The sequence below is a fragment of the Kyrpidia spormannii genome (genome assembly GCF_002804065.1).
Lineage (GTDB): Bacteria > Bacillota > Bacilli > Kyrpidiales > Kyrpidiaceae > Kyrpidia > Kyrpidia spormannii.
In genome coordinates this window covers 1,103,209-1,121,990 of the sequence record NZ_CP024955.1, presented here as the reverse complement: position 1 = coordinate 1,121,990, position 18,782 = coordinate 1,103,209, and the positions used below count along the sequence as shown (strand labels likewise).

The window sequence follows — 18,782 nt, the reverse complement described above, 5'->3', positions numbered from 1 at the left end:
GATTTTTCTCAATCGGGAGCCGACGTCGTATTTGTCGGGTCCTTTGTTGACGGACATGGACCAGGAATGGAAAACGTATAATGGACCCAAGAAACTGGACAACAAGAAGGGAGATTTTAAGGTAGGTCCATGCCGCGAAAAAAGTATGATACTGACTTCAAAACCAAAGTTGTCCTGGAAATTCTCAAAGAGGAAAAGACGCTCTCGCAATTGGCGTCTGAATATGGCGTTCACGTCAATCAACTCCGCCAGTGGCGGGATATCGCCTTGGAAAACTGGCCACGAGCGTTTGAACCCGAGAATAAACAGCTGGCCAAAATTCGTGCAGAATATGAAGACAAGATCCAAGAATTGTATGCGGAGGTCGGTCGCCTGAGCACACAATTGTCTTGGTTGGAAAAAAAATCTCGCCTCGCTCAGTCGAGAGGACAGGCTGGCTCTCATCGACTTCCAAGAACGTGAACTCCCGCTCTCCGTTCAGGCCAAGCTTCTGGGCTTAAACCGGTCCAGCCTGTACTACAAGCCAGTCGGACCATCCGAGGAGGAGGTGAGGCTCAAACACCGGATTGACCAAATCTACACGGATCATCTTTTTTGTGGCTCCCGGCGCATCACGGTCATTTTACGCAGCGAACATTGGATCGTCAACCGCAAGGCCGTCCAGCGTCATATGCGGGAGATGGGGATTGCCGGCATTACTCCGGGTCCGGGCCTTCGCCGACGCGCTCAGGCACACCGGGTGTATCCCTACCTGTTGCGGGGTTTGAAGGTCGAGCGTCCGAATCAGGTCTGGGGCATCGACATCACGTATATCCGCATGGCGCATGGCTGGATGTATCTGGTGGCGATCCTGGACTGGTACTCCCGTTATGTGGTCAGCTATGAGCTGGATCAGACCTTGCACATGGACTTCGTTCTGAAGGCCTTGGATCGGGCCCTGCGGCAGTGGACGCCGGAGATCATGAATAGCGACCAGGGAAGTCACTTTACCAGCCCGAAGTACACGGACGTACTGCTAAATCATGGGATTCAGATCAGCATGGACGGTCGGGGTCGAGCCCTGGACAACATCTTCACCGAGCGCCTTTGGCGGAGTCTGAAGCAGGAAGAGGTGTATCTTCGCGACTACCAAACGCCGAGACAGGCTCGGGAAGGGATTGCCAGATACCTGGAGTTCTACAACCACAGGCGTCCGCATCAGTCCCTGGGATATGTGACGCCGGCCTCCGTGTTCGGCCTCTAGGGGGGCCCCTCCACAAAGGGGGGATCCTCCTGCCAAGAACGAGCACCAACGACGAAGGGGGGCTCCTCCACCAGAATGATCGAGGGATGATCCAGAAATGGCGAAAAAAAAGAACGAGTGCATGGAGAATATACAAAGCGCTCGGAATATGCAGAAATAGGGAAGGGATCGGGAGTGACGAGGAATGTGAAGGGTCGGTTTTTTGGACTGAATGTAATCGATTATAGAAATATGTTCAAAGAAGGTTTCAAAAAGTGAACATTGCCGGAAGCATTCGGAAGATCGCGGTGAGTCTCCTAAGTGGAGCCGGGCGAGCCGTCGGTCGTAATCTTGCCGAACAGATAACTGCGACATACCAGTGCGAAGAACGAGTCGGGCGCGATCAATCGCTGGGCTCCACGGTGTTGTCGAAGTGCCTAACAACTTCTGCGTAGGTAACTCTGACGAAAGTGGCAGCCCGGTCCTTTTGGAGGACATACCGCCGCCGCGGCGGTGGCCAGTTCCTTAAGTAACTTGGGGGGGTAAATATGAGTTCGCGACGGTATGTCCTTTTTGGTTGGATATTTTTGGGCATGGTCGCGTTGTGGGTCTATGTCTTTATGTTAGGCATCCACCGTGGTTTACCATTCAGCGTTGTTCCGGATCTTCCATTGGAGCCACGTCTCTTTGTTGAACAGTGGTTTCCACAGGGATGGGGTTTTTACAGTAAGAATCCAAGAGATTCTTATTTTTACGTCGTGAGAATGCCAGACCACCAACTTCCTGTAGGGTGGCCTAATAATTCCCTGAGCAATATTTTTGGGATTAGCAGATTTGGCAGGGCACAAGGTATTGAAGCGGGGTTGATTGCTTCAGAGATCCCTAACTCCGCCTATGTATTCACGAATGTCAATCCTTTGTGGAAGTTGGATGAGCTAAAGCCAGAATTGGTGATCAAGAACCCCTCTCCGTCCCCCACTATACTTGGTGATATCGGTATTATATATCAACCACCAGTACCGTGGGCATGGACCAAGGAGGCGGACAAAATAATTATGCCCTCACGAGTGGCTAGGGTGATTGTGAAATGATGACACGACTTGGACGCGTAGCGTTCGATTGGGTAAGCCAGGGTAATCCATGGACAAATGTATATGGCTTTTCGCGAAGCCTAATAGCCCTGGCCACCGCAATGACTTTGGCTTTTAATGACGCTAGTGTATTTTTTCGTCCGGCGGCAGGAATTCTTACCTATCCAAACCGTGGCGCATTGCCTGGTATATTTAACATGGTGCCGGCCTCGTACACATATTTAAACGTGGTTAGGTGGGTTTGTGTGGTTATTCTTCTTTTGGTCGCTTCTGGATGGCGGCCACGAATTACCTGTGTCCTGCATTGGTGGATTTCGTATAGTCTCTTTACTTCCGCGATAACCATTGATGGGGGAGAACAGGTTGCGACAGTGATGACACTCTTACTTTTGCCGATAGCGCTTACAGATAACCGAAAGTGGCATTGGCAAACGCCCGCCGATACGCTTACCATAAGGAACGACGAAGTACTTCGCAGAATTGTCGCATATGTCACTTTGACCGCCATCAGGGTTCAGGTAGCGATTATCTACTTTAACTCTACTGTTGCAAAACTGGCTCAACCAGAATGGATTGATGGAACGGCTGTCTATTACTATTTGAACGATCCAATGCTAGGACTACCATCCTTGCTAAAAAATGCTTTAAATCCTATCTTAACATCTTCTGCTGTCGTAATTCCTACATGGGGCACTCTGATTCTTCAAACATGCTTATTTGCTGCACTCTTTGCTCCAAAGTCTACTTGGAAGTATTTTCTGCGTGCAGCATTGCTCTTCCATGAGTCAATTGCACTAATGCTTGGCTTGGTCAGCTTTTCCTTGATAATGGTCGCTTCATTGGTGCTATTTCTCCATCCTGCGGAGAAACCTTTTCTCTGGCCTGACCGTTTTTGGAGCCTGCTATTAAGGCGTACTAACTTGATCTTTCGGAGATCAGAGCACGCTGAATCTTCTATGTGAAAGCGGGGTGATACGTTAGAAAAGTAAAATTTTAACATTCAAGCGGTGTGTAGGTCAGGCAATTAAATTCACAAGAGAAAGGAAAGAGCAAATGAAACGGATAAAATGGTTTATAGTAGCACTACTGAGCATCACGGTTGTTGCTGTTTACTCTGGTTTTGAATTTCCGGGGGTTGTGAAGGCCTTTGTACTCCCTAATGTTGAACCCCAGCCAAAATCATCCGCGCACGTCAAGACGCATTATGACGGGAAGGCGATTTTCCAAGGTGTTGTATTTGGCCAAGGCCCGGTTGCGCAATTGTTCCCACAATACTGGCCACCTACGATTACTAAGCAGGCTAACACGCCGGCAGCAAAGGAAATCGTCAACAGTTTGCTAATTCAGATGGAGAAGGAAGATCCGAATTATTTTCGAAATTTGGAGGCGGCGGTTTACAGTGGGAATCCACAGGCTATCGATGCTGCATTCGTGTCCGGCTCGAACCTTTTGACAAGTGCCATGAATACCATGAAGGTCGAAGCGAATAGCGGTAGTGTGGCGAACCGTGCCGTAGGTCAATGTGTCACCTTGTATGTAGGATATGCAGTGGCCGCCTTGACCGTTGCGGGTGCTATTAACTATGCGGTACTGATTAATGCTGCTGGAGGTATAAATGCCTATCTTGTTGTTTTTGCCCAGCAGTATTTCTGGCCGAAGAGTGCCCAGCCAGTAGATAATGCTACGAAGAAAGAGATGTTCATCCAGCAGATGATTGACACCTTAGACAAGTGATCACAGGTAAGGGAATCAAATGCCGGTTCATAGGATATGCCTGTGTACCGGCATCGTCTATCCCACAACGTTCTATGCTTAAGCATTTCCACGAGGTTGGCGGGTTTTCGCCGCCTGTTCCACCTGCCTGCTGGCAAACCGACATCGGTGAAAGTATGTGGATAGTCGAAATAATTTTGAGGTCTGTCACCACTCCTTAAGCCGTTGCGCTGACGAGGGTCTCTGGAATATTATCCATAAAAGTGGCAATAAGGAAGGAAGTGCAGTGATGAAACGGTTTTCAAGTAGAAGGGATGTCCTGTTCTATGGGCTTGTTATACCGATTTTTGTGTGTTGCATTGCGCTTACTGTTATATTTGCGTTAAAGAGGGCATATCTCCCCTGGATCGGCTTCCTGCTCCTTGATGGGTTTATTCTGTGGATCTCTCTGTGTACTTACTACGAATTTAGTGCTGATTCCTTGGCAATTATTTCAGGACCATTCAAGAGGAAAGTGGAATACTGGGAAATTCATGCAGTGTTTCGTACTCGTGATGCGACGGCGGCGCCCGCACTTGCACGAAACAGACTTTCGATTGTGCTCAAAAGCGGTCGACGTGTTCTTGTCTCACCATCGAATGAGCCGGAATTCCTCAACGAATTGCGAAAGAGAAACGAAGATATAGAGTTTAGTGGAGTTTTATAATCCGCTAACTTGAGATGGCCCGTTGGCAAAAAATTTTGTACCATTTTTCCTTTTGCGGTAAAGGATTCCTCAGTTTGAATTTGAGCGCCGGTCCTGTTTTCCATATCTGTACTATCTCTCGATTATTTTCGCGAGGGGCACCACTAGTAGATCGTTTCCGAAAAACTGTTCACCGCATAATTCGACATGCTTGAAAGGTTTTGTCACTCTCTGACCATTTGAAGCCCATAGCGCCATCGGAATGGAACGGGGTGTTTGTTGAGTTCATCCAAGTACTGTTCAATCCGTTCCCGCAGTTCCTCCTTCGAGTTCACCCGGATGTGCCGCAGAACAGTCCGGCTCATTTGGGCGAAAAAAGATTCGATGATGTTGAGCCAAGAACCGTGTTTCGGTGTGAACACAAATGTAAAACGGCCCGGCACGCTTTCCAAATAGCTTCGGGTCTGCTTGGACGTATGAGCAGAGTGGTTATCCAAAATGATGTGGATCTCTACACCGGGCGGATAGTACGCATCGACCACCTTCAAAAACTCAATGAACTCCGCACTCCGGTGTCGTTCGCACAACGAATGATGCACATGGCCCGTTACAAGATCAATCCCGCTGAGAACACTGAGCGTCCCCAACCGGACGTATTCGTGATCCCGCTGAAGCGTTCCTCCCACTCCCGGTTTAGGGAGTCGGTCAGGTGCCGTGTTCGCGATGGCCTGGATGCCTGGCTTTTCGTCATATGACAGAATGGCTTTCAGAGGAGCTTGCGGGTCGCCGGCCTCCCGTAAGATCTCCACCTCTTGGTAGACCGCCAGTACCTCAGCCATCTTGGCGTCAAATTCAGGGTCGCGTTTTTCCAGATAGTATTCGATGCGGTGAGGGTGGATGTCCTGTGCTCTCAGAATTTTTGAGATGGTTCCTTTCGCCAGGCGAGCCAAGGACGGGTGTCCCGCCTCCTCACAATGTGCACGGACATGTTGCGCCAGCAGGCTGTACGTCCACACTTCGTGCGGGTATCCAAGGGCCGTCGGCTTTTGGCAAGCCAAGGAGATCAGCCAAGCCTTCGCTTCCGGGGTGATGACCTCCGGATGACCGGAGCGGGGCAGATCATCCAAGGCTTGCAAGACGCCCACTTTCCGAGCGCGGCGGATTGTTCCGTTGACCGCAACGAGGCTCATGCCCAAGTCCCGTGCAATGGCTGCCTTGTTCTGTCCGTCCGCACACAGGAGAAGGATGCTCGCTCTTTGGACATGGCGAACACTTTCCGAGCGGGATTGGCGAATGCGTTCCAACTGCATTCGTTCCTCTTCCGTCAGTGTAATTTCTGGATGCAACTTTCGATAGACACGCCCCGGCATTCTGCTCCCTCATTTCTACACGTATCGTCACCTTACCCTATCATATGTCGATTGCAAATGCTGTCGAAACAAGGGAAACGATCTACTAGGTAGGGACAAATTTCAGCGAGGTGGGTGGTTTGGTGTTTGATCTGATGGGTTTTCTAGGTGTTGGCAATTGGGTTGCTCAACAGATTGTTTCGTTGATTAACCAGTTTGGTTGGGCGATTATCACGATGAGTATTATTACTACCATTCTATCCGGGGGTAGCCTATCGGTTTGGACGGCCTCAGCAGACTACATTGTTGCGGTCGTATTGAACTACCTCAAGAGGAATCTTTGGCTTCAAGCAATAGCGTGGTAGTAATCTCATGGAAGTAGGCTCGGCAGCTTGTCCGACGGTGGGGTAGCCAGACGTGCAACAGGGACGTCGAACTGCCTGACTGTCGGACGCAACCTGCCGAATCAGTTACTCGGGGAGGCAGCCTAACAAAAAGTGATGTTGCAAGAGAAGAGTGCTCGGTTAACTTTGGATAAGGGGGCACCTATGAAGTGGGTGCGCTGGGAAATCGTACGGATAATGGTCCTGAATCAGACGCGCCAGGAATTTGCCACTGTGGTGTTAAAGCTCAAAGAGATCTTTGGTATCGCTGTACCGGCTTGGGTAGTTTGGACAGTCGCCGTTGTGCTGCAAAACTCGGTTTTTGTCATGATTGCATACCTCGTACTCGGATCCCGTGGCATTCCAGGTTGGTGGGTTCTAGCCGGTCTTGCACTGTTGTTTAATTTGTACATGCCAAGTACTATGGCTAGAAGGGATGTGGAGCGACTAAGGAATGATCCGTTGCGGGATATCCTCAAACAATCACCTTGGCCTGATGAAGACTTGACGATAACGTGGCTGCTGGGCGAAACGGCGTGTTTCTGGATACGTCATATTGGGCTTCAATTTGTGTCGGTTGCAATTATTCTGGACGTTACTGGAAATCTGGTTTTGGGATTCGGGATCGCAATTTTATGGATTGCAGTTGTTTCCGGAGTTTATCTTTGGACGTTGTACCGTCATGTGTATGGGCCAGCAGCGAATCCTTATCGAATGCCTCCGGTCTTGTACATAATCAGTTTGACAGTCGTAACAGGTTTGTTGTGGTTTGTTTCCGATCAAGTCTTGACGGATTTTGCGGATCATCCTATTTCCGTATCTATTTTTCGGTCCGATCATGCATGGTTGATTCTTCCACAAGCTTTGAGAGCCAGGTTTAGCAGTTCCCTATCCGGCATCTGGGAGATGTTTATTCACCACAAATGGCTTGGCTGGCTATCAGTTGCGTTTTTCTGCACTTTCCTTGCTTTGTACATCGTAGTTGGCATTCGTTACAGAATGAGGGCGGCTCAGAGCGATGTGGTGACTGTCGGTGATCCCGATGTTCTGTTCAGGTTGTATCATCTGTTGGCACGGCATTTATTCCCTCGGAATCCGTTTATCTGGCGAGATTTATTGTGGATACAACGGTTCCAAAATCGGACCCAGTTTCCACTGCGGACGGAATTATGGTTGCCTCCATCTATCAGTTCAGCGGTGGCAGTTTCGGTAGTATCCTGGTCTCTAAAGGATCTGTCAGCGTTTGTGCTGATTTTCTGGGCCATTTCATTATATGCGGTTTACCAAAGCCTGTGGTTTATGCTGTGGAGTTTTCCAATTCTTTACCCCTCCAGTGAACTGCGACAAGTTGATTTATTAAACCTCTCGCCAAATACGAGCGTAAGGCAAATGAAGATTGCCAAAATCGCGTTACTGGGAGTACTGGGCTTCCCGTTGCTCCTTGAGCTGAGTCTGATTTTCCTGATCGGTGCCTTCTCGGTAGGATTCGAATGGTTGCACGCCATAACCGGGCTGATCGGGCTGTGGCTCATTTATCTCCTTGTGACCGTGCTCTCGGGTGCATGGATGTTCGTTTTGAACCGAGTTGACTATCCAAATATATTTTCTATCCAATTGGTTACGATGGAAACCAAATTCTTCCAATTTTTGTACCAAGTCCCCAGGCGGTTGCTTTCTACCGTGTTTGTATTGTTATTTCTCACGGCATATTTGTTCAATGATCATCACCTGAATGCTACTTTAGAATACTCGACATTTCTGGGGGTGATGCTGTTATCGGCTGGTTTACTAGCAGTTATTTTGCCAAAAGGGGAACGCTACACTTATAGTTCTGCTTTGGGAGACCATCTATACGGTCGAATGGGTTCCATATGGCTTGCGCAAAAGAGCAAGATTTTCATCATGATAGGTATATATATAAGTTCCTTCTTGATTGGGATGCTGGTTGAGCGAAAGTGGACCCCGCCAGAAATACGTAATCCTGGGATAACCGCTCTAACCTATCTCGTACATAACTTGGAGACGATGGCGTTAATGATTGTGCTGGGTAGTTTAAGTTACGGTGTGGTCAGTTTGCTTCTGCTCGGGTTGAATGGTGCTGTCGCCGGTATAGCAGTTGAAATCCTGGAACAAAAGGATCGCCTGGATCTCATCTGGAAGGCTTTTCTTCCTCACGCCATATTCGAGATTCCTGCAACGCTGTTGTCCGCTGTCATACCCTTTATGGTATGGTCTGCAATCCTGCATGCGAAACGGACACGGTCGTTGCAAGCATTGCGTTCTATGGTAACTCAAGAAGTGGTTCCTATGATTGTGATCGCTGTCATACTGTTTGTGATTGCAGCGTTCATGGAAGCCCAGTTCGGCTTATAAGGTGTTGAATCGATTTAAAGCGGAGGAGAAACTTTCGCTATCAGGGGGCGCGTGGCACATGATGTTGCAACTACGGGGGGTCTCTTTTGAATACGAACCCAATCAACCAGTGCTGCAGAATGTTTCTCTTGATGTCCAGGAAGGGGATATTCTCTGGATACAAGGGGCAAATGGCAGCGGAAAAACCACTCTTTTTCGCTTGATTGCCCAGCTATTGATGCCCAAGGAGGGAGAAGTCCTGTATCATTCACAGCCTATTATCGGCCCGAAGCGAAAAGAATGGCTGGCTGATCTCGTATATTTGCAGGCAAACCCGTATTTATTTGATTACCTGACCGGCAAGGAGAACGTTCGTTTTTTTCGGCATCTCTTTGCTATGCCTGAAGATCAGTTTTGTCCTTACTTTGCTCAGACTGCGGAGAGATTTCGGTTAAACGACGCGTTGGATATCCTTGTTCAGGACTATTCGTTAGGCATGCGATATAAATTGTTCTGGGCTTGTATGTTCGGCCGCGAGGCCCGAGTGTTTCTTCTTGATGAACCATTTGCCCCACTGGACGAAGCTTCATTAAATGTGGCTATAGAGATGGTTCGAACACGTGCAGAAAACGGTGCCGCCGTGCTTTTTACCTCCCATGTACGTGATGTTAGCACTCAGATTGCCACTCGGACGATGCTTTTGGAAAATGGACGGTTGGCGCAGCAACCCATTTGATAAGGCATAAAGCAGGCCTTATCAGAACCACTGTCTATGAACAAGCGGCAGAAGCAGTTTCAAGGCCATTACTCAAAAGGTTGCACGCTAAGGAGAGAGATTATTTTTTACTTGAGGAGGTACAATTCCGTGCAGGATTATCGCACGTTGGCCGCAATTGGTGTAGGTCTGGTTGCTCTTGGTTGTGTGGCAGCTGGACTCAAAATTGGCTCAAACACGTTTTTGGGACAAATGCTTTTCCTGCACGACCATCCGATGATGTACAAAATCACCGTTGCGGGTATATTCGTTGTGTTCTATTGGATCCTCATCAACGTCTCGAAATCCGTTTCTAATCTTTGGGTACGGCGGATCAAGGTATTCATCACACTTGCCATGTTGATAGACCTTGTCTCTTATTTTCTAGTGCGTTGATGGGGGGGCTGCTGGGCGCTTGGCGTTGTCCCAGGTTTCGTGGAAATTTGAAGGTGGCGGTCTCCTGAACCCGTTTGGTATAACGGGATTGGGCACAACAAGAAAGGAGAACGCCACCTATGAAATCAAGGGTACATCAAATTGTGAGAAATGACCAGAGCCTGTTTTCGACACTAGATCCTTCTCAGCAGTTCACCCTCCAACTGTCGCTACTGGACGTGATGGAGAGCGCGAAAGAGGGACTCATGGCCTTGGCGGTTCAAACCGGGCTTCGAGTGATTCAACTCATGATGCGAGAGGAAGTCGAAGCTTTGGTGGGCCCCAAAGGGAAACACAATCCAAAGCGCAAGGCTGTGCGACACGGAAAGGAAAAGGGCTCCGTGATGCTTGGGGCCGGAAGGTGGCTGTGGAAAAAGTTCGGGTACGCAGCGTCGACGGTCATGAAATCCCGCTGGAGACCTACCAGGCTTTTCAGGATCCAACGCTGCTGACCCAGGCCGCGTTGGAGCGGATGATTCATGGCTTGTCGACCCGAAACTATGCGTTTGGTCTTGAGCCGGTCGGAAACGAGGTGGAAACCTCCGGCACGAGCAAGAGCGCCGTTAGCCGGCGTTTCATTGCCGCCACGAAGAAGCTGCTCGAAAAACTCATGCAGCGGCGCCTGGACGACCGCCGGTACGTGGCGCTAGTTATTGACGGGATCGTCATGGCGGACCACACCGTAGTGGCGGCATTAGGGATTGACGTAGGGGGACAGAAGCAGATCCTGGGCGTCTGGGAGGGAGCGACAGAGAATGCGACAGTGTGCAAAGGACTGCTGACCGATCTTGTGGACCGGGGACTGAAAACCGATGATGGGATCCTGGTCGTCATCGACGGAGTAAGGCTTTGCGTGCCGCAGTACGGGACGTGTTTGGAGAGACGGCATTGGTTCAGCGGTGTCAGGTGCACAAGGAGCGCAATGTCCTGGAGCATCTGCCGGAGAAACAGCGAGATTGGGTCAAGAGGCAATTGCGGGAGGCCTGGCGCCAGGAGACCGAAAAAGAGGCACTGGCGGCCCTGCGGCGCTTGGCGGCACAACTTGAGAAGGCGTATCCAGGGGCAGCAGCCAGTTTGCGCGAGGGGATGGAAGAGACCGTGACCGTGATCCGGCTGGGAGTTCCGGAACTGCTTCGGGGAACTCTGCGCTCGACGAATGCGATCGAATCAGCCAATGAGAAGGTGCGGATGGTGAGTCGGAACGTCAAGCGCTGGCAGAATGGGGAACAGGTGCTGCGCTGGGCGGCTGCAGGATTTTTGGAGGCGGAGAAAAAGTTCAGGACCGTCAAGGGATTTCGCCAAATCCCTCTGCTCCTCGATGCATTACACAAATGTGTACATCCGCAACCACAGCAGGAAAACAAATCCATCACCGCGTAAATTGAAGAAAAAGGCCGTCACGAAAATCCACGACGACCGGGACAACCTCTACTCCGTCATCCTCCTGAAACAAATCAGCCTACGTACGAGTTTGGTTCATCTTTCAATGAGCATCTTGCAGTACAGCTTAAAAAATGTAGCCACATCATTAGTAGGTGGTATATCCTGTCTAAGAAGACTAAACCCCCCTGCCGCATAACGGTTCAATAAATCTATACCGTCCACACTAAGCCTTGTTGAAGAATAAGGACTAAGAATTCTTCTCATTAACCTTTCAACGCCTTGAACATCGGATAACATAAGTCCTTGCCTGTCCAACTCCGCCTCGATGAGCAACGCTGCAATTATGTCCGCTTGCGTTGCATACGGACCCGGATATGAGTCAACAAAATAACCACTTTCAACATCGCTTTCATCACCGAGAATGCGCTCCTGAAGTCCGAGAAGAAGACACATATAATACTTGTCAAATTTCGGTGTGCTACTAATTAACTTAAGTCGAGAAAAATATGCTTCTGCTCCTTTAGGTTCCTTAAATCTACCTATTCGAATTTGCGGAATTTCCGTTGTTCCCTCTGTCATAATATCTTCACCCCTCAACAGTTGTTTGAAATTTGGAGAATATCTCCCGTCCCTCGTAGTTGAACACTTCTCCGTTATTGCCACGATATATGGTAAGGAACTGTACGCCCCCTTCCATTTCATAAAAGCTCTCTACAAAGCCCTCTCGTTCACTTGATATAAGAAATACAACTACCTGCTTAAATATTTGAGGAAGTATAGGGGCAACATGTCTTCGAACTTCAAGATCTAACGAGTTCGCTGGTGAATCCACGACAAAGGGGAACTCATATGAGGACTCTTCGAAAAGAGATGCCAGGAATGCATAAGCGATTGAAAGTGTTTGCCCGACACTTGCTCCGGACTTATTTTCCAGCATTAGATATCGATTTATGCTCTTTATTCTGAGAGAATCGTTTTTAATTATTTGATCAATCTTATTGTTTGTTCGATTCTTCACTTTCTCTTTAAGTTTTTCAAGCGCGAAACGCTTAATAGAGTCGACGTAGTCCTTAAGGAGATTCGCTTGAGACACTAATCGAGCTGTGTCGGTCACCACTCTAAGGCGGCGCTGTGCCTCCTCCAACTCGTCCCGGCAAATCGGTATGTTGTTTTTCCAATTCAAATCATTCCCGTGCTGTTTCGATGGATCGTTTGTAGTTAATAATTCTAAATCGTGATTTATATCTTTGATTCTGTCCTCTAGATGCGTCTGTTCGACAATATATTCCCTTATTTGGTCGTCACCTGATTTCTCCAACCACGTACGATTTTGAACCCATTGTCTATCTAATTCTTCACGGCGCTCAAGTAAACCGGATAGACGATTTACAAGATCCGGAAGTAACGCTTCTTGCTTAGTCAGGTCATTTATGGAGGATTTTATAGCATTCATAACGCCGAATTCATCTTCTCCTAAATACTCTTCGGCTTGGGTCAGAATTACCTTCTTCTCTTGTTCTCCAATAGGCCTTCCGCACACACAGTATTTTTGTTCAGCGAGTTCTGCAAAAAACTGCTTAGAAGTCGATTTTGGTAGCCTAAGCTCCCTCATACTTGAAGCGAGGAAATTCAATCTTTTTGAAAACAGTTCACTAACTAAATGAGGTTGTCTCAAAATTTCTAGCGTTTGTTGCACAGTGTTTGATAAAGCTAAGCTCAGAGCATCCCGTTCATTCTTAATTCTCTCCTCCTCTTTTTTTAACTCTTGATTTTTAGAGAGATACTCTTGGATATAGTCCTCCAACTCGTTTACTCGTACTTCCATTTGTTCAAGTTCTTCTCTTAACTTAGATTCCTTCGTTTGTAACTGTTGCAAAGTACCTCTTAGACTGTCAACATTGTTTCGTAGTCTAGAAATGTGATGGGAGGTTCCCTTCGATTCCTTCTCTTGCTGCTTCCTACTAACCAACTTGTCTACCTCTGTTTTAAATTCATCCAACTTATTTAGATGGTATAGATCCGAAATAGCCCCTTCTGCGTCGTTCTTTTTGTTGTCTAGAATGTCTGAAGCAACCTCACCATCAAATATAAACATTCTTACGAACTCTTTCGTCAACAATGGTTTCAACAAATTTGGAGGATCCCAACCGTCTCTCAACCCGCCACTTTCTCCAGTTGTAGAAGTCATGTACCGAGCAATGCCATTACTATAGTCTAACTTTAGCGATACCACATATCTTTTTATCTTGTTTTCATCTGCCACAGACCACGCTACTCGAAACTCACCATTTTGAAATTCCGGTCCAGGGCTAAAGTCACGTACCTGTTGAGGACTCCACTGCTCAGCTTCACCAGAAAAGATAGCTCGTAACAAGCTCATGGTCGTAGTCTTACCTGTACCATTTGGCATCATCAGAAGGGTAATTGGGTAAACTTCGTTAGGCTGTCTCTCCAAATTGACTTCCAGCGATCCGATACCTCGGATATTAGTGTACCTCCATTCATGTAGTCGAATTTGCATTTCTGGACACCTCGTCTTCCCATGTCGCAATACTCTCTATAACATCTAAGATATCAGCATCGGTACAATTATTTACAATATAGTTTTCCAACAGCTTGTATAACCGAAAACAAAATTCCTCAGATTGTCCTGCGCCGCTTAACACCTGTTCAACAACAGCACGAAGATCAAATGCCAAACTCATCAGCGACCCTCCCACCTAATTTTCGACAATTCACTTAGCCACTGCATTCGTCGGAAGTCCGTGTTATCGTCCTTGCGGTCAGTACATATGAAGTCCACAACTCCGGCTCGCTTGTCAGGAGCATTCGGATTTATTCGGAGGCTTCTACCAATGCGCTGAATGGTCGTTAGTCTTGATCGGTCAGCCGTAAATAGCACGATGTTGTCCACAGACTGAATGTCGATTCCTTCAGAAATCCTTTGGCTTGTTAGCAAACAATCGATCTCTCCCCTCGCGAACCTTTGAAGATTTATCCGATCGTCTTCGGCAAAATAAGTGTGATATTCCGGTTTGTATCGAATCAATAGATCTTGTACCCGTGTTCCAAATTCATGGGTCTCAACAAAAATGATACAACGATCCAAAATGTGGTGCCTCGACCTAATAAATCGCTCGAAGATAGGTATTTTAGCTAATGAATTTTTTCGAACCTGAGCTAATTGCCTGTAGAGCTCCTCATCCGAAACAAGTTCTCCCGACTTTTTCCGAGCGTTGTGAGCCGCAATCAGCCTATGAATTCTGTCGCGATCCTCATCGGTTAACTCGTATAATAGGGGAAAATAATCAAACTCACAAAGTATCCCACGCTTGATTGCATCTTCGAGTCTAAATTCAAAGATAACCGGCCCAATTTCTTCCATAATGAACTTATTGCCTTCTTCGTCATACTCTCTCTCGGGTGTTGCACTTAATCCGAGCCGATATTTAAACGGACGGATTCGACCTTTAAGCGCTTTGACGGTGCTACTCGAACCAAAACCGTGAATTTCATCGCAAATAATGATTGTGGTTTCTGGATTTATCCCACCGGCAATATAGTGGATATTTTCTATCAAGAAATCAGTTGATATAACTAATACACTGTTGCCCGAGCTTGCTATAAATCTCGCTATGTCCCTGAAACTCTCGTAATGCCGATAGACCGCAAGATTTGTTTCTAGGACCAACTGACTGCTCCATTGATCCAATAAATCAGTACCACGAACAGTAACAATAGCCTTTTCAATTTCTTGCTTACTGTGTAATTGGTTCAAGATTCCGATGGCAGTCTTTGTCTTCCCTGTGCCCGTTGCCATCTCCAAGATACCGTTACGCGAAGACAAGAATTTAGCAATTGCCTCTTCCTGATGACGCCATTTATTATTTACAAATGTAAACCAAGACTGCGAGCTGCCTTTTGATGCCCATTGGAATTCAGGTGGAGCGATCGCTATAAGTTTGTTTTTATATGCATCCGGGAACTCGAAAGTTCGAACGCCAGGTAGAGTGCCTTCCCACAGACGTTCAAAATACTTGTGACGTTCGAACGCTCGCGCTGAAACAGATGTATCCCAGCTACAGTATACCTCAAATGACTCTATGTTTCTGGCCCAACCATTTATAGACTCATTATTCGAACCAAGAAAGACTACATAATCTCCCGATGCATCTGAAATGATTCCAATCTTATCGTGGAATATACCAGGTGCTATTAGCTCTCCAATTCGCTCCTCCAAATAAGCAACATTAGGAACTGAAATTCGAATATCCAAAATGTCATTCTTAATCAACCAACATAGATTAGCTATGTCAGGATCATGCTCGACACGTTCTTGTAGCTCAGTATAAATCTTGTCGAGGTGAGCATTCAGAATTTCTCGTTCATGATATCCTTTACGTATTTCCGAAATATCTTCTTCTGTCAATTGCGCACCTGCCATAATGCGTATCTTACCACTCCTCTTAACAATAGCCTCCAATCCAGGTTTGATCGGTATTAGAATGGATGAATTAAAATACCCGACTGCTCTATCGTAGTTACTTGCTAACCTAAGACAGGGAAGATAAAACTCATTCAGTAGGTCGTGCTGACCACTGGCGTAATAAGTGCGATACTCCAGATCCCTAAGTCTCTGCTTATCCATACCATACCCCCTCGCTAGTTTCTACACCCACCTGCTCTGCAACCTACGGCAACATCTTTTCACAGATTTCATAGCTCTTATTAAATACATTACCATGCTCCAAGATTGAACAACCTGTTGACAACGGACTGCTGAATGTCGTCCTAGACCCGGAAAACTGTCATCTCGGTAAATGCAGGGAACTTTGAGGTGGACCCCATTGTCAAGACATTTTTTTGGCCCTTTTTAAAGTGTGTTGGGATTCCTGAATTTGGATATGGACGCCGGACCTGTTTTCCATTTCTGGATCATCCCTCGATTGGAGGAGCCCCCCTTCGTCGTTGGTGCTCGTTCTTGGCAGGAGGATCCCCCCCTTTTGTGGAGGGGCCCCCCTAGAGGCCGAACACGGAGGCCGGCGTCATATATCCCAGGGACTGGTGCGGACGCCTGTGGTTGTAGAACTCCAGGTATCTGGCGATCCCTTCCCGAGCCTGTTTCGGCGTTTGGTAGTCGTGAAGATACACCTCTTCCTGCTTCAGACTCCGCCACAGGCGCTCGGTGAAGATGTTGTCCAGGGCTCGACCCCGACCGTCCATGCTGATCTGAATCCCATGATTCACCAGTACGTCCGTGTACTTCGGGCTGGTAAAGTGACTTCCCTGGTCGCTATTCATGATCTCCGGCGTCCACTGCCCGAGGGCCTGATCCAAGGCCTTCAGAACAAAATCCATATGCAGGGTTTGATCCAGCTCATAGCTGACCACGTAACGGGAGTACCAGTCCAGGATCGCCACCAGATACATCCAGCCATGCGCCATGCGGATATACGTGATGTCGATGCCCCAGACCTGATTCGGACGCTCGATCTTCAAGCCGCGTAACAGGTAGGGATACACCCGGTGTGCCTGGGCGCGCCGGCTCAAATTGGGACCCGGAGTGATGCCGGCAATCCCCATCTCCCGCATATGACGCTGGACGGCCTTGCGGTTGACGGTCCAATGTTCGCTGCGTAAAATGGCCGTGATGCGTCGGGATCCATAAAAAGGATGCTCCGTGTAGATTTGGTCAATCCGGTGTTTGAGCCTCACCTCCTCCTCGGACGGTCCGACCGGCCTGTAGTACAGGCTGGACCGGTTCAAGCCCAGAAGCTTGGCCTGAACGGCGAGGGGGAGTTCACGTTCTTGGAAGTCGATGAGAGCCAACTTGTCCTCTCGACTGAGCGAGGCGAGATTTTTTTTCCAACCAAGACAATTGTGTGCTCAGGCGACCGACCTCCGCATACAACTCTTGGATCTTGTCTTCATATTCTGCACGAATTTTGGCCAGCTGTTTATTCTCGGGTTCAAACGCTCGTGGCCAGTTTTCCAAGGCGATATCCCGCCATTGGCGGAGTTGATTGACGTGAACGCCATATTCGGATGCCAATTGCGAGAGCGTCTTTTCCTCTTTGAGAATTTCCAGGACAACTTTGGTTTTGAAGTCAGTATCATACTTTTTTCGCGTCATGGACCTACCTTAAAATCTCCCTTCTTATTGTCCAGTTTCTTGGGTCCATTATACTTGATGGTAGACTATAAGGAAACGTATTCGGTCACTCTAAGACTTGTGTTAGAAGTATCATCCATATTATATTACACTTTGCTTCGAAAGGAATTTAATAAATCATGAACAGAGCATGCAAAGGTCTAATGACCCCATGCCGCAGGAACGGCACCATCTGAAGGATGAAAATAGGTTTGTGTTGAACAGTTACTCTAGTCATAATGAACGAAGCTGGCCCCGCTTCGTCGGTATAAAACGCGTTCAACTCAAGTTTGACAATACCCTTGATTTGACGCGGGTTCGCAAGCTCCAGTTTGTACCACACGCGCTTTAGCCCCGCATGCCTGCGGGGCCGGAAATCGTATATCGCTGGCCATGTGTCTATTGTCCGGGGCTAGTCCATCTTCCGCACACGCCCAGATTCCGAAACCCAGATCGTTTTGGACGGCATTGGAATACCCAGGCTGGCAACGATGCTCCTCACCCTCTCACTGGCCTTGGTCACGCTCAGAAATCCTTTACCCAGGTGTTACCGCTATTCCATAATGGCCGAATGCTGACGGGATTACCGGTCCAGAAGTTGACGGATACAATGTCTATTAATCCGGGAAAGGAAAAGGGTATCTCTGTCTATCAGGATACTGCGGTCAACAGCATCCTCAGAGGTACCCAATCATCATCACCTGTGATCATTGCATCAGATTTTGAGCTCGCAGAGGCGGAAGCGGGACTTCTGGCCCTGGCGGAGCGGTTGATACAGACAAGGCGCGGGCGCAAGCCGGCGAATAAAGGCGTCATGCTCAAGGTGGCGGATCTGTTGACGAAAAAAGGGTCAAGGCGTTTTTCCACGTGCCTACCAGGACGGCGTACTGACGTACGCACGGGGCGAAGGGGCCCTTGCCAAGGAGGCTCTGCGGGACGGGAAGTTCCTGATTCGGACGAACACGACCTTCCCGGCCGGGGACGTGGTGTTGTCCTACAAAACGCTGATGGGGATTGAGCGGGCGTTTTGACAGATCAAGAACTTCCTCGACGTGGGGCCTGTCTATCACTGGAACGAGAAGCGGGTACGAGGCCACATTTTTGTCTGTGTGTTGGTATGCGGACAGGACTATCAGGAAACCAACATGTATACCGTAACATTTCAAGAGCCTGTCCAACCTGGAGATACAGTTATTTTCCGACTCATAAAACTGTGGTGAAATCTGATGGGCGCATATACGGGCCAGACATTAATCAGCATTGG

General features: G+C 48.1%; 15 protein-coding genes and 2 pseudogenes. 11 read left to right on the top strand and 6 right to left on the bottom strand.

Annotated elements, in window-relative coordinates; genetic code table 11:
• Nucleotides 1-129: 129 nt before the first annotated feature.
• The 5 genes from CVV65_RS05540 (at nt 130) to CVV65_RS05520 (ending at nt 4,732) form a co-directional block, all read left to right on the top strand.
• Nucleotides 130-1,243 (top strand): IS3 family transposase gene (locus CVV65_RS05540; protein ID WP_100667304.1). Its coding sequence is split into 2 segments (ribosomal slippage): nt 130-399 and nt 401-1,243, totalling 1,113 coding nucleotides; the frame shifts between segments, so codons are not numbered across the junction.
• Between the two features lie 527 nt (nt 1,244-1,770).
• Nucleotides 1,771-2,313, top strand: coding sequence for an SdpA family antimicrobial peptide system protein (locus CVV65_RS05535; protein WP_100667303.1), 543 nt, complete (start codon nt 1,771-1,773; stop codon nt 2,311-2,313).
• Entirely contained in the window at nt 2,310-3,275 is a 966-nt protein-coding gene (locus CVV65_RS05530; protein WP_100667302.1) for a sporulation-delaying protein SdpB family protein, read from the top strand. The genes CVV65_RS05535 and CVV65_RS05530 overlap by 4 nt, the downstream gene beginning before the upstream one ends.
• Nucleotides 3,276-3,366: 91 nt before the next feature.
• A complete protein-coding gene (locus tag CVV65_RS05525) occupies nt 3,367-4,047 on the top strand; it encodes a sporulation delaying protein family toxin (protein ID WP_100667301.1) in 681 nt (226 codons plus the stop codon).
• A gap of 268 nt (nt 4,048-4,315) precedes the next feature.
• A complete protein-coding gene (locus CVV65_RS05520; RefSeq protein WP_100667300.1) occupies nt 4,316-4,732 on the top strand; it encodes a PH domain-containing protein in 417 nt (138 codons plus the stop codon).
• Between the two features lie 203 nt (nt 4,733-4,935).
• On the opposite strand, the gene CVV65_RS05515 is transcribed toward CVV65_RS05520, so the two are convergent.
• The gene (locus tag CVV65_RS05515) at nt 4,936-6,081 is read right to left on the bottom strand and encodes an IS630 family transposase (RefSeq protein ID WP_100666696.1); all 1,146 of its coding nucleotides are present in this window, start codon (nt 6,079-6,081) and stop codon (nt 4,936-4,938) included.
• Between the two features lie 122 nt (nt 6,082-6,203).
• Here CVV65_RS05515 and CVV65_RS05510 point away from each other — a divergent pair, with 122 nt between their 5' ends.
• The 5 genes and pseudogenes from CVV65_RS05510 (at nt 6,204) to CVV65_RS05490 (ending at nt 11,364) form a co-directional block, all read left to right on the top strand.
• Nucleotides 6,204-6,425, top strand: a complete 222-nt coding sequence (locus CVV65_RS05510; RefSeq protein ID WP_100667299.1) for an uberolysin/carnocyclin family circular bacteriocin — start codon at nt 6,204-6,206, stop codon at nt 6,423-6,425.
• Between the two features lie 183 nt (nt 6,426-6,608).
• Nucleotides 6,609-8,816 carry a stage II sporulation protein M gene (locus tag CVV65_RS05505; RefSeq protein ID WP_157935393.1) on the top strand — a complete coding sequence of 736 codons (2,208 nt, stop codon included), beginning with the start codon at nt 6,609-6,611 and terminating at the stop codon, nt 8,814-8,816.
• A gap of 58 nt (nt 8,817-8,874) precedes the next feature.
• A complete protein-coding gene (locus CVV65_RS05500) occupies nt 8,875-9,531 on the top strand; it encodes an ATP-binding cassette domain-containing protein (protein WP_100667297.1) in 657 nt (218 codons plus the stop codon).
• A gap of 129 nt (nt 9,532-9,660) precedes the next feature.
• Nucleotides 9,661-9,945: a hypothetical protein gene (locus CVV65_RS05495; RefSeq protein WP_100667296.1), complete on the top strand. Its 285-nt coding sequence runs from the start codon at nt 9,661-9,663 to the stop codon at nt 9,943-9,945.
• 287 nt (nt 9,946-10,232) lie between these two features.
• Nucleotides 10,233-11,364 (top strand): annotated as a pseudogene (locus CVV65_RS05490) (IS256 family transposase).
• Between the two features lie 96 nt (nt 11,365-11,460).
• Here the strand turns inward: CVV65_RS05490 and CVV65_RS05485 are convergent.
• The 5 genes from CVV65_RS05485 to CVV65_RS05470 all read right to left on the bottom strand — a co-directional run bounded on the left by CVV65_RS05485 (nt 11,461) and on the right by CVV65_RS05470 (nt 17,500).
• Nucleotides 11,461-11,946 carry a hypothetical protein gene (locus CVV65_RS05485; protein ID WP_100667295.1) on the bottom strand — a complete coding sequence of 162 codons (486 nt, stop codon included), beginning with the start codon at nt 11,944-11,946 and terminating at the stop codon, nt 11,461-11,463.
• Between the two features lie 7 nt (nt 11,947-11,953).
• Nucleotides 11,954-13,888, bottom strand: coding sequence for an AAA family ATPase (locus tag CVV65_RS05480; RefSeq protein ID WP_100667294.1), 1,935 nt, complete (start codon nt 13,886-13,888; stop codon nt 11,954-11,956).
• A complete protein-coding gene (locus CVV65_RS16510) occupies nt 13,869-14,072 on the bottom strand; it encodes a hypothetical protein (protein WP_133121228.1) in 204 nt (67 codons plus the stop codon). Before CVV65_RS16510 ends, CVV65_RS05480 begins: the two co-directional genes overlap by 20 nt.
• Nucleotides 14,072-16,015, bottom strand: coding sequence for a DEAD/DEAH box helicase family protein (locus CVV65_RS05475; protein ID WP_100667293.1), 1,944 nt, complete (start codon nt 16,013-16,015; stop codon nt 14,072-14,074). The genes CVV65_RS16510 and CVV65_RS05475 overlap by 1 nt, the downstream gene beginning before the upstream one ends.
• 371 nt (nt 16,016-16,386) lie before the next feature.
• A protein-coding gene (locus tag CVV65_RS05470; protein ID WP_100667292.1) for an IS3 family transposase occupies nt 16,387-17,500 on the bottom strand; the annotation gives its coding sequence in 2 pieces (ribosomal slippage) (nt 16,387-17,229 and nt 17,231-17,500; 1,113 coding nt in all).
• A 745-nt stretch (nt 17,501-18,245) separates the two neighbouring features.
• On the opposite strand from CVV65_RS05470, the pseudogene CVV65_RS17525 reads away from it, so the two are divergent.
• Nucleotides 18,246-18,633 (top strand): annotated as a pseudogene (locus tag CVV65_RS17525) (IS1634 family transposase); the annotation flags it as partial.
• Nucleotides 18,634-18,782: the final 149 nt, after the last annotated feature.

Bases quoted from the DNA above. Each gene is read 5' to 3' on its own strand.
- CVV65_RS05530 (WP_100667302.1), top strand. From the start codon at position 2,310: ATGATGACACGACTTGGACGCGTAGCGTTCGATTGGGTAAGCCAGGGT.
- CVV65_RS05515 (WP_100666696.1), bottom strand. From the start codon at position 6,081: ATGCCGGGGCGTGTCTATCGAAAGTTGCATCCAGAAATTACACTGACG.
- CVV65_RS05520 (WP_100667300.1), top strand. From the start codon at position 4,316: ATGAAACGGTTTTCAAGTAGAAGGGATGTCCTGTTCTATGGGCTTGTT.
- CVV65_RS05475 (WP_100667293.1), bottom strand. From the start codon at position 16,015: ATGGATAAGCAGAGACTTAGGGATCTGGAGTATCGCACTTATTACGCC.
- CVV65_RS05535 (WP_100667303.1), top strand. From the start codon at position 1,771: ATGAGTTCGCGACGGTATGTCCTTTTTGGTTGGATATTTTTGGGCATG.
- CVV65_RS05480 (WP_100667294.1), bottom strand. From the start codon at position 13,888: ATGCAAATTCGACTACATGAATGGAGGTACACTAATATCCGAGGTATC.
- CVV65_RS05485 (WP_100667295.1), bottom strand. From the start codon at position 11,946: ATGACAGAGGGAACAACGGAAATTCCGCAAATTCGAATAGGTAGATTT.
- CVV65_RS05505 (WP_157935393.1), top strand. From the start codon at position 6,609: ATGAAGTGGGTGCGCTGGGAAATCGTACGGATAATGGTCCTGAATCAG.
- CVV65_RS16510 (WP_133121228.1), bottom strand. From the start codon at position 14,072: ATGAGTTTGGCATTTGATCTTCGTGCTGTTGTTGAACAGGTGTTAAGC.
- CVV65_RS05500 (WP_100667297.1), top strand. From the start codon at position 8,875: ATGATGTTGCAACTACGGGGGGTCTCTTTTGAATACGAACCCAATCAA.
- CVV65_RS05525 (WP_100667301.1), top strand. From the start codon at position 3,367: ATGAAACGGATAAAATGGTTTATAGTAGCACTACTGAGCATCACGGTT.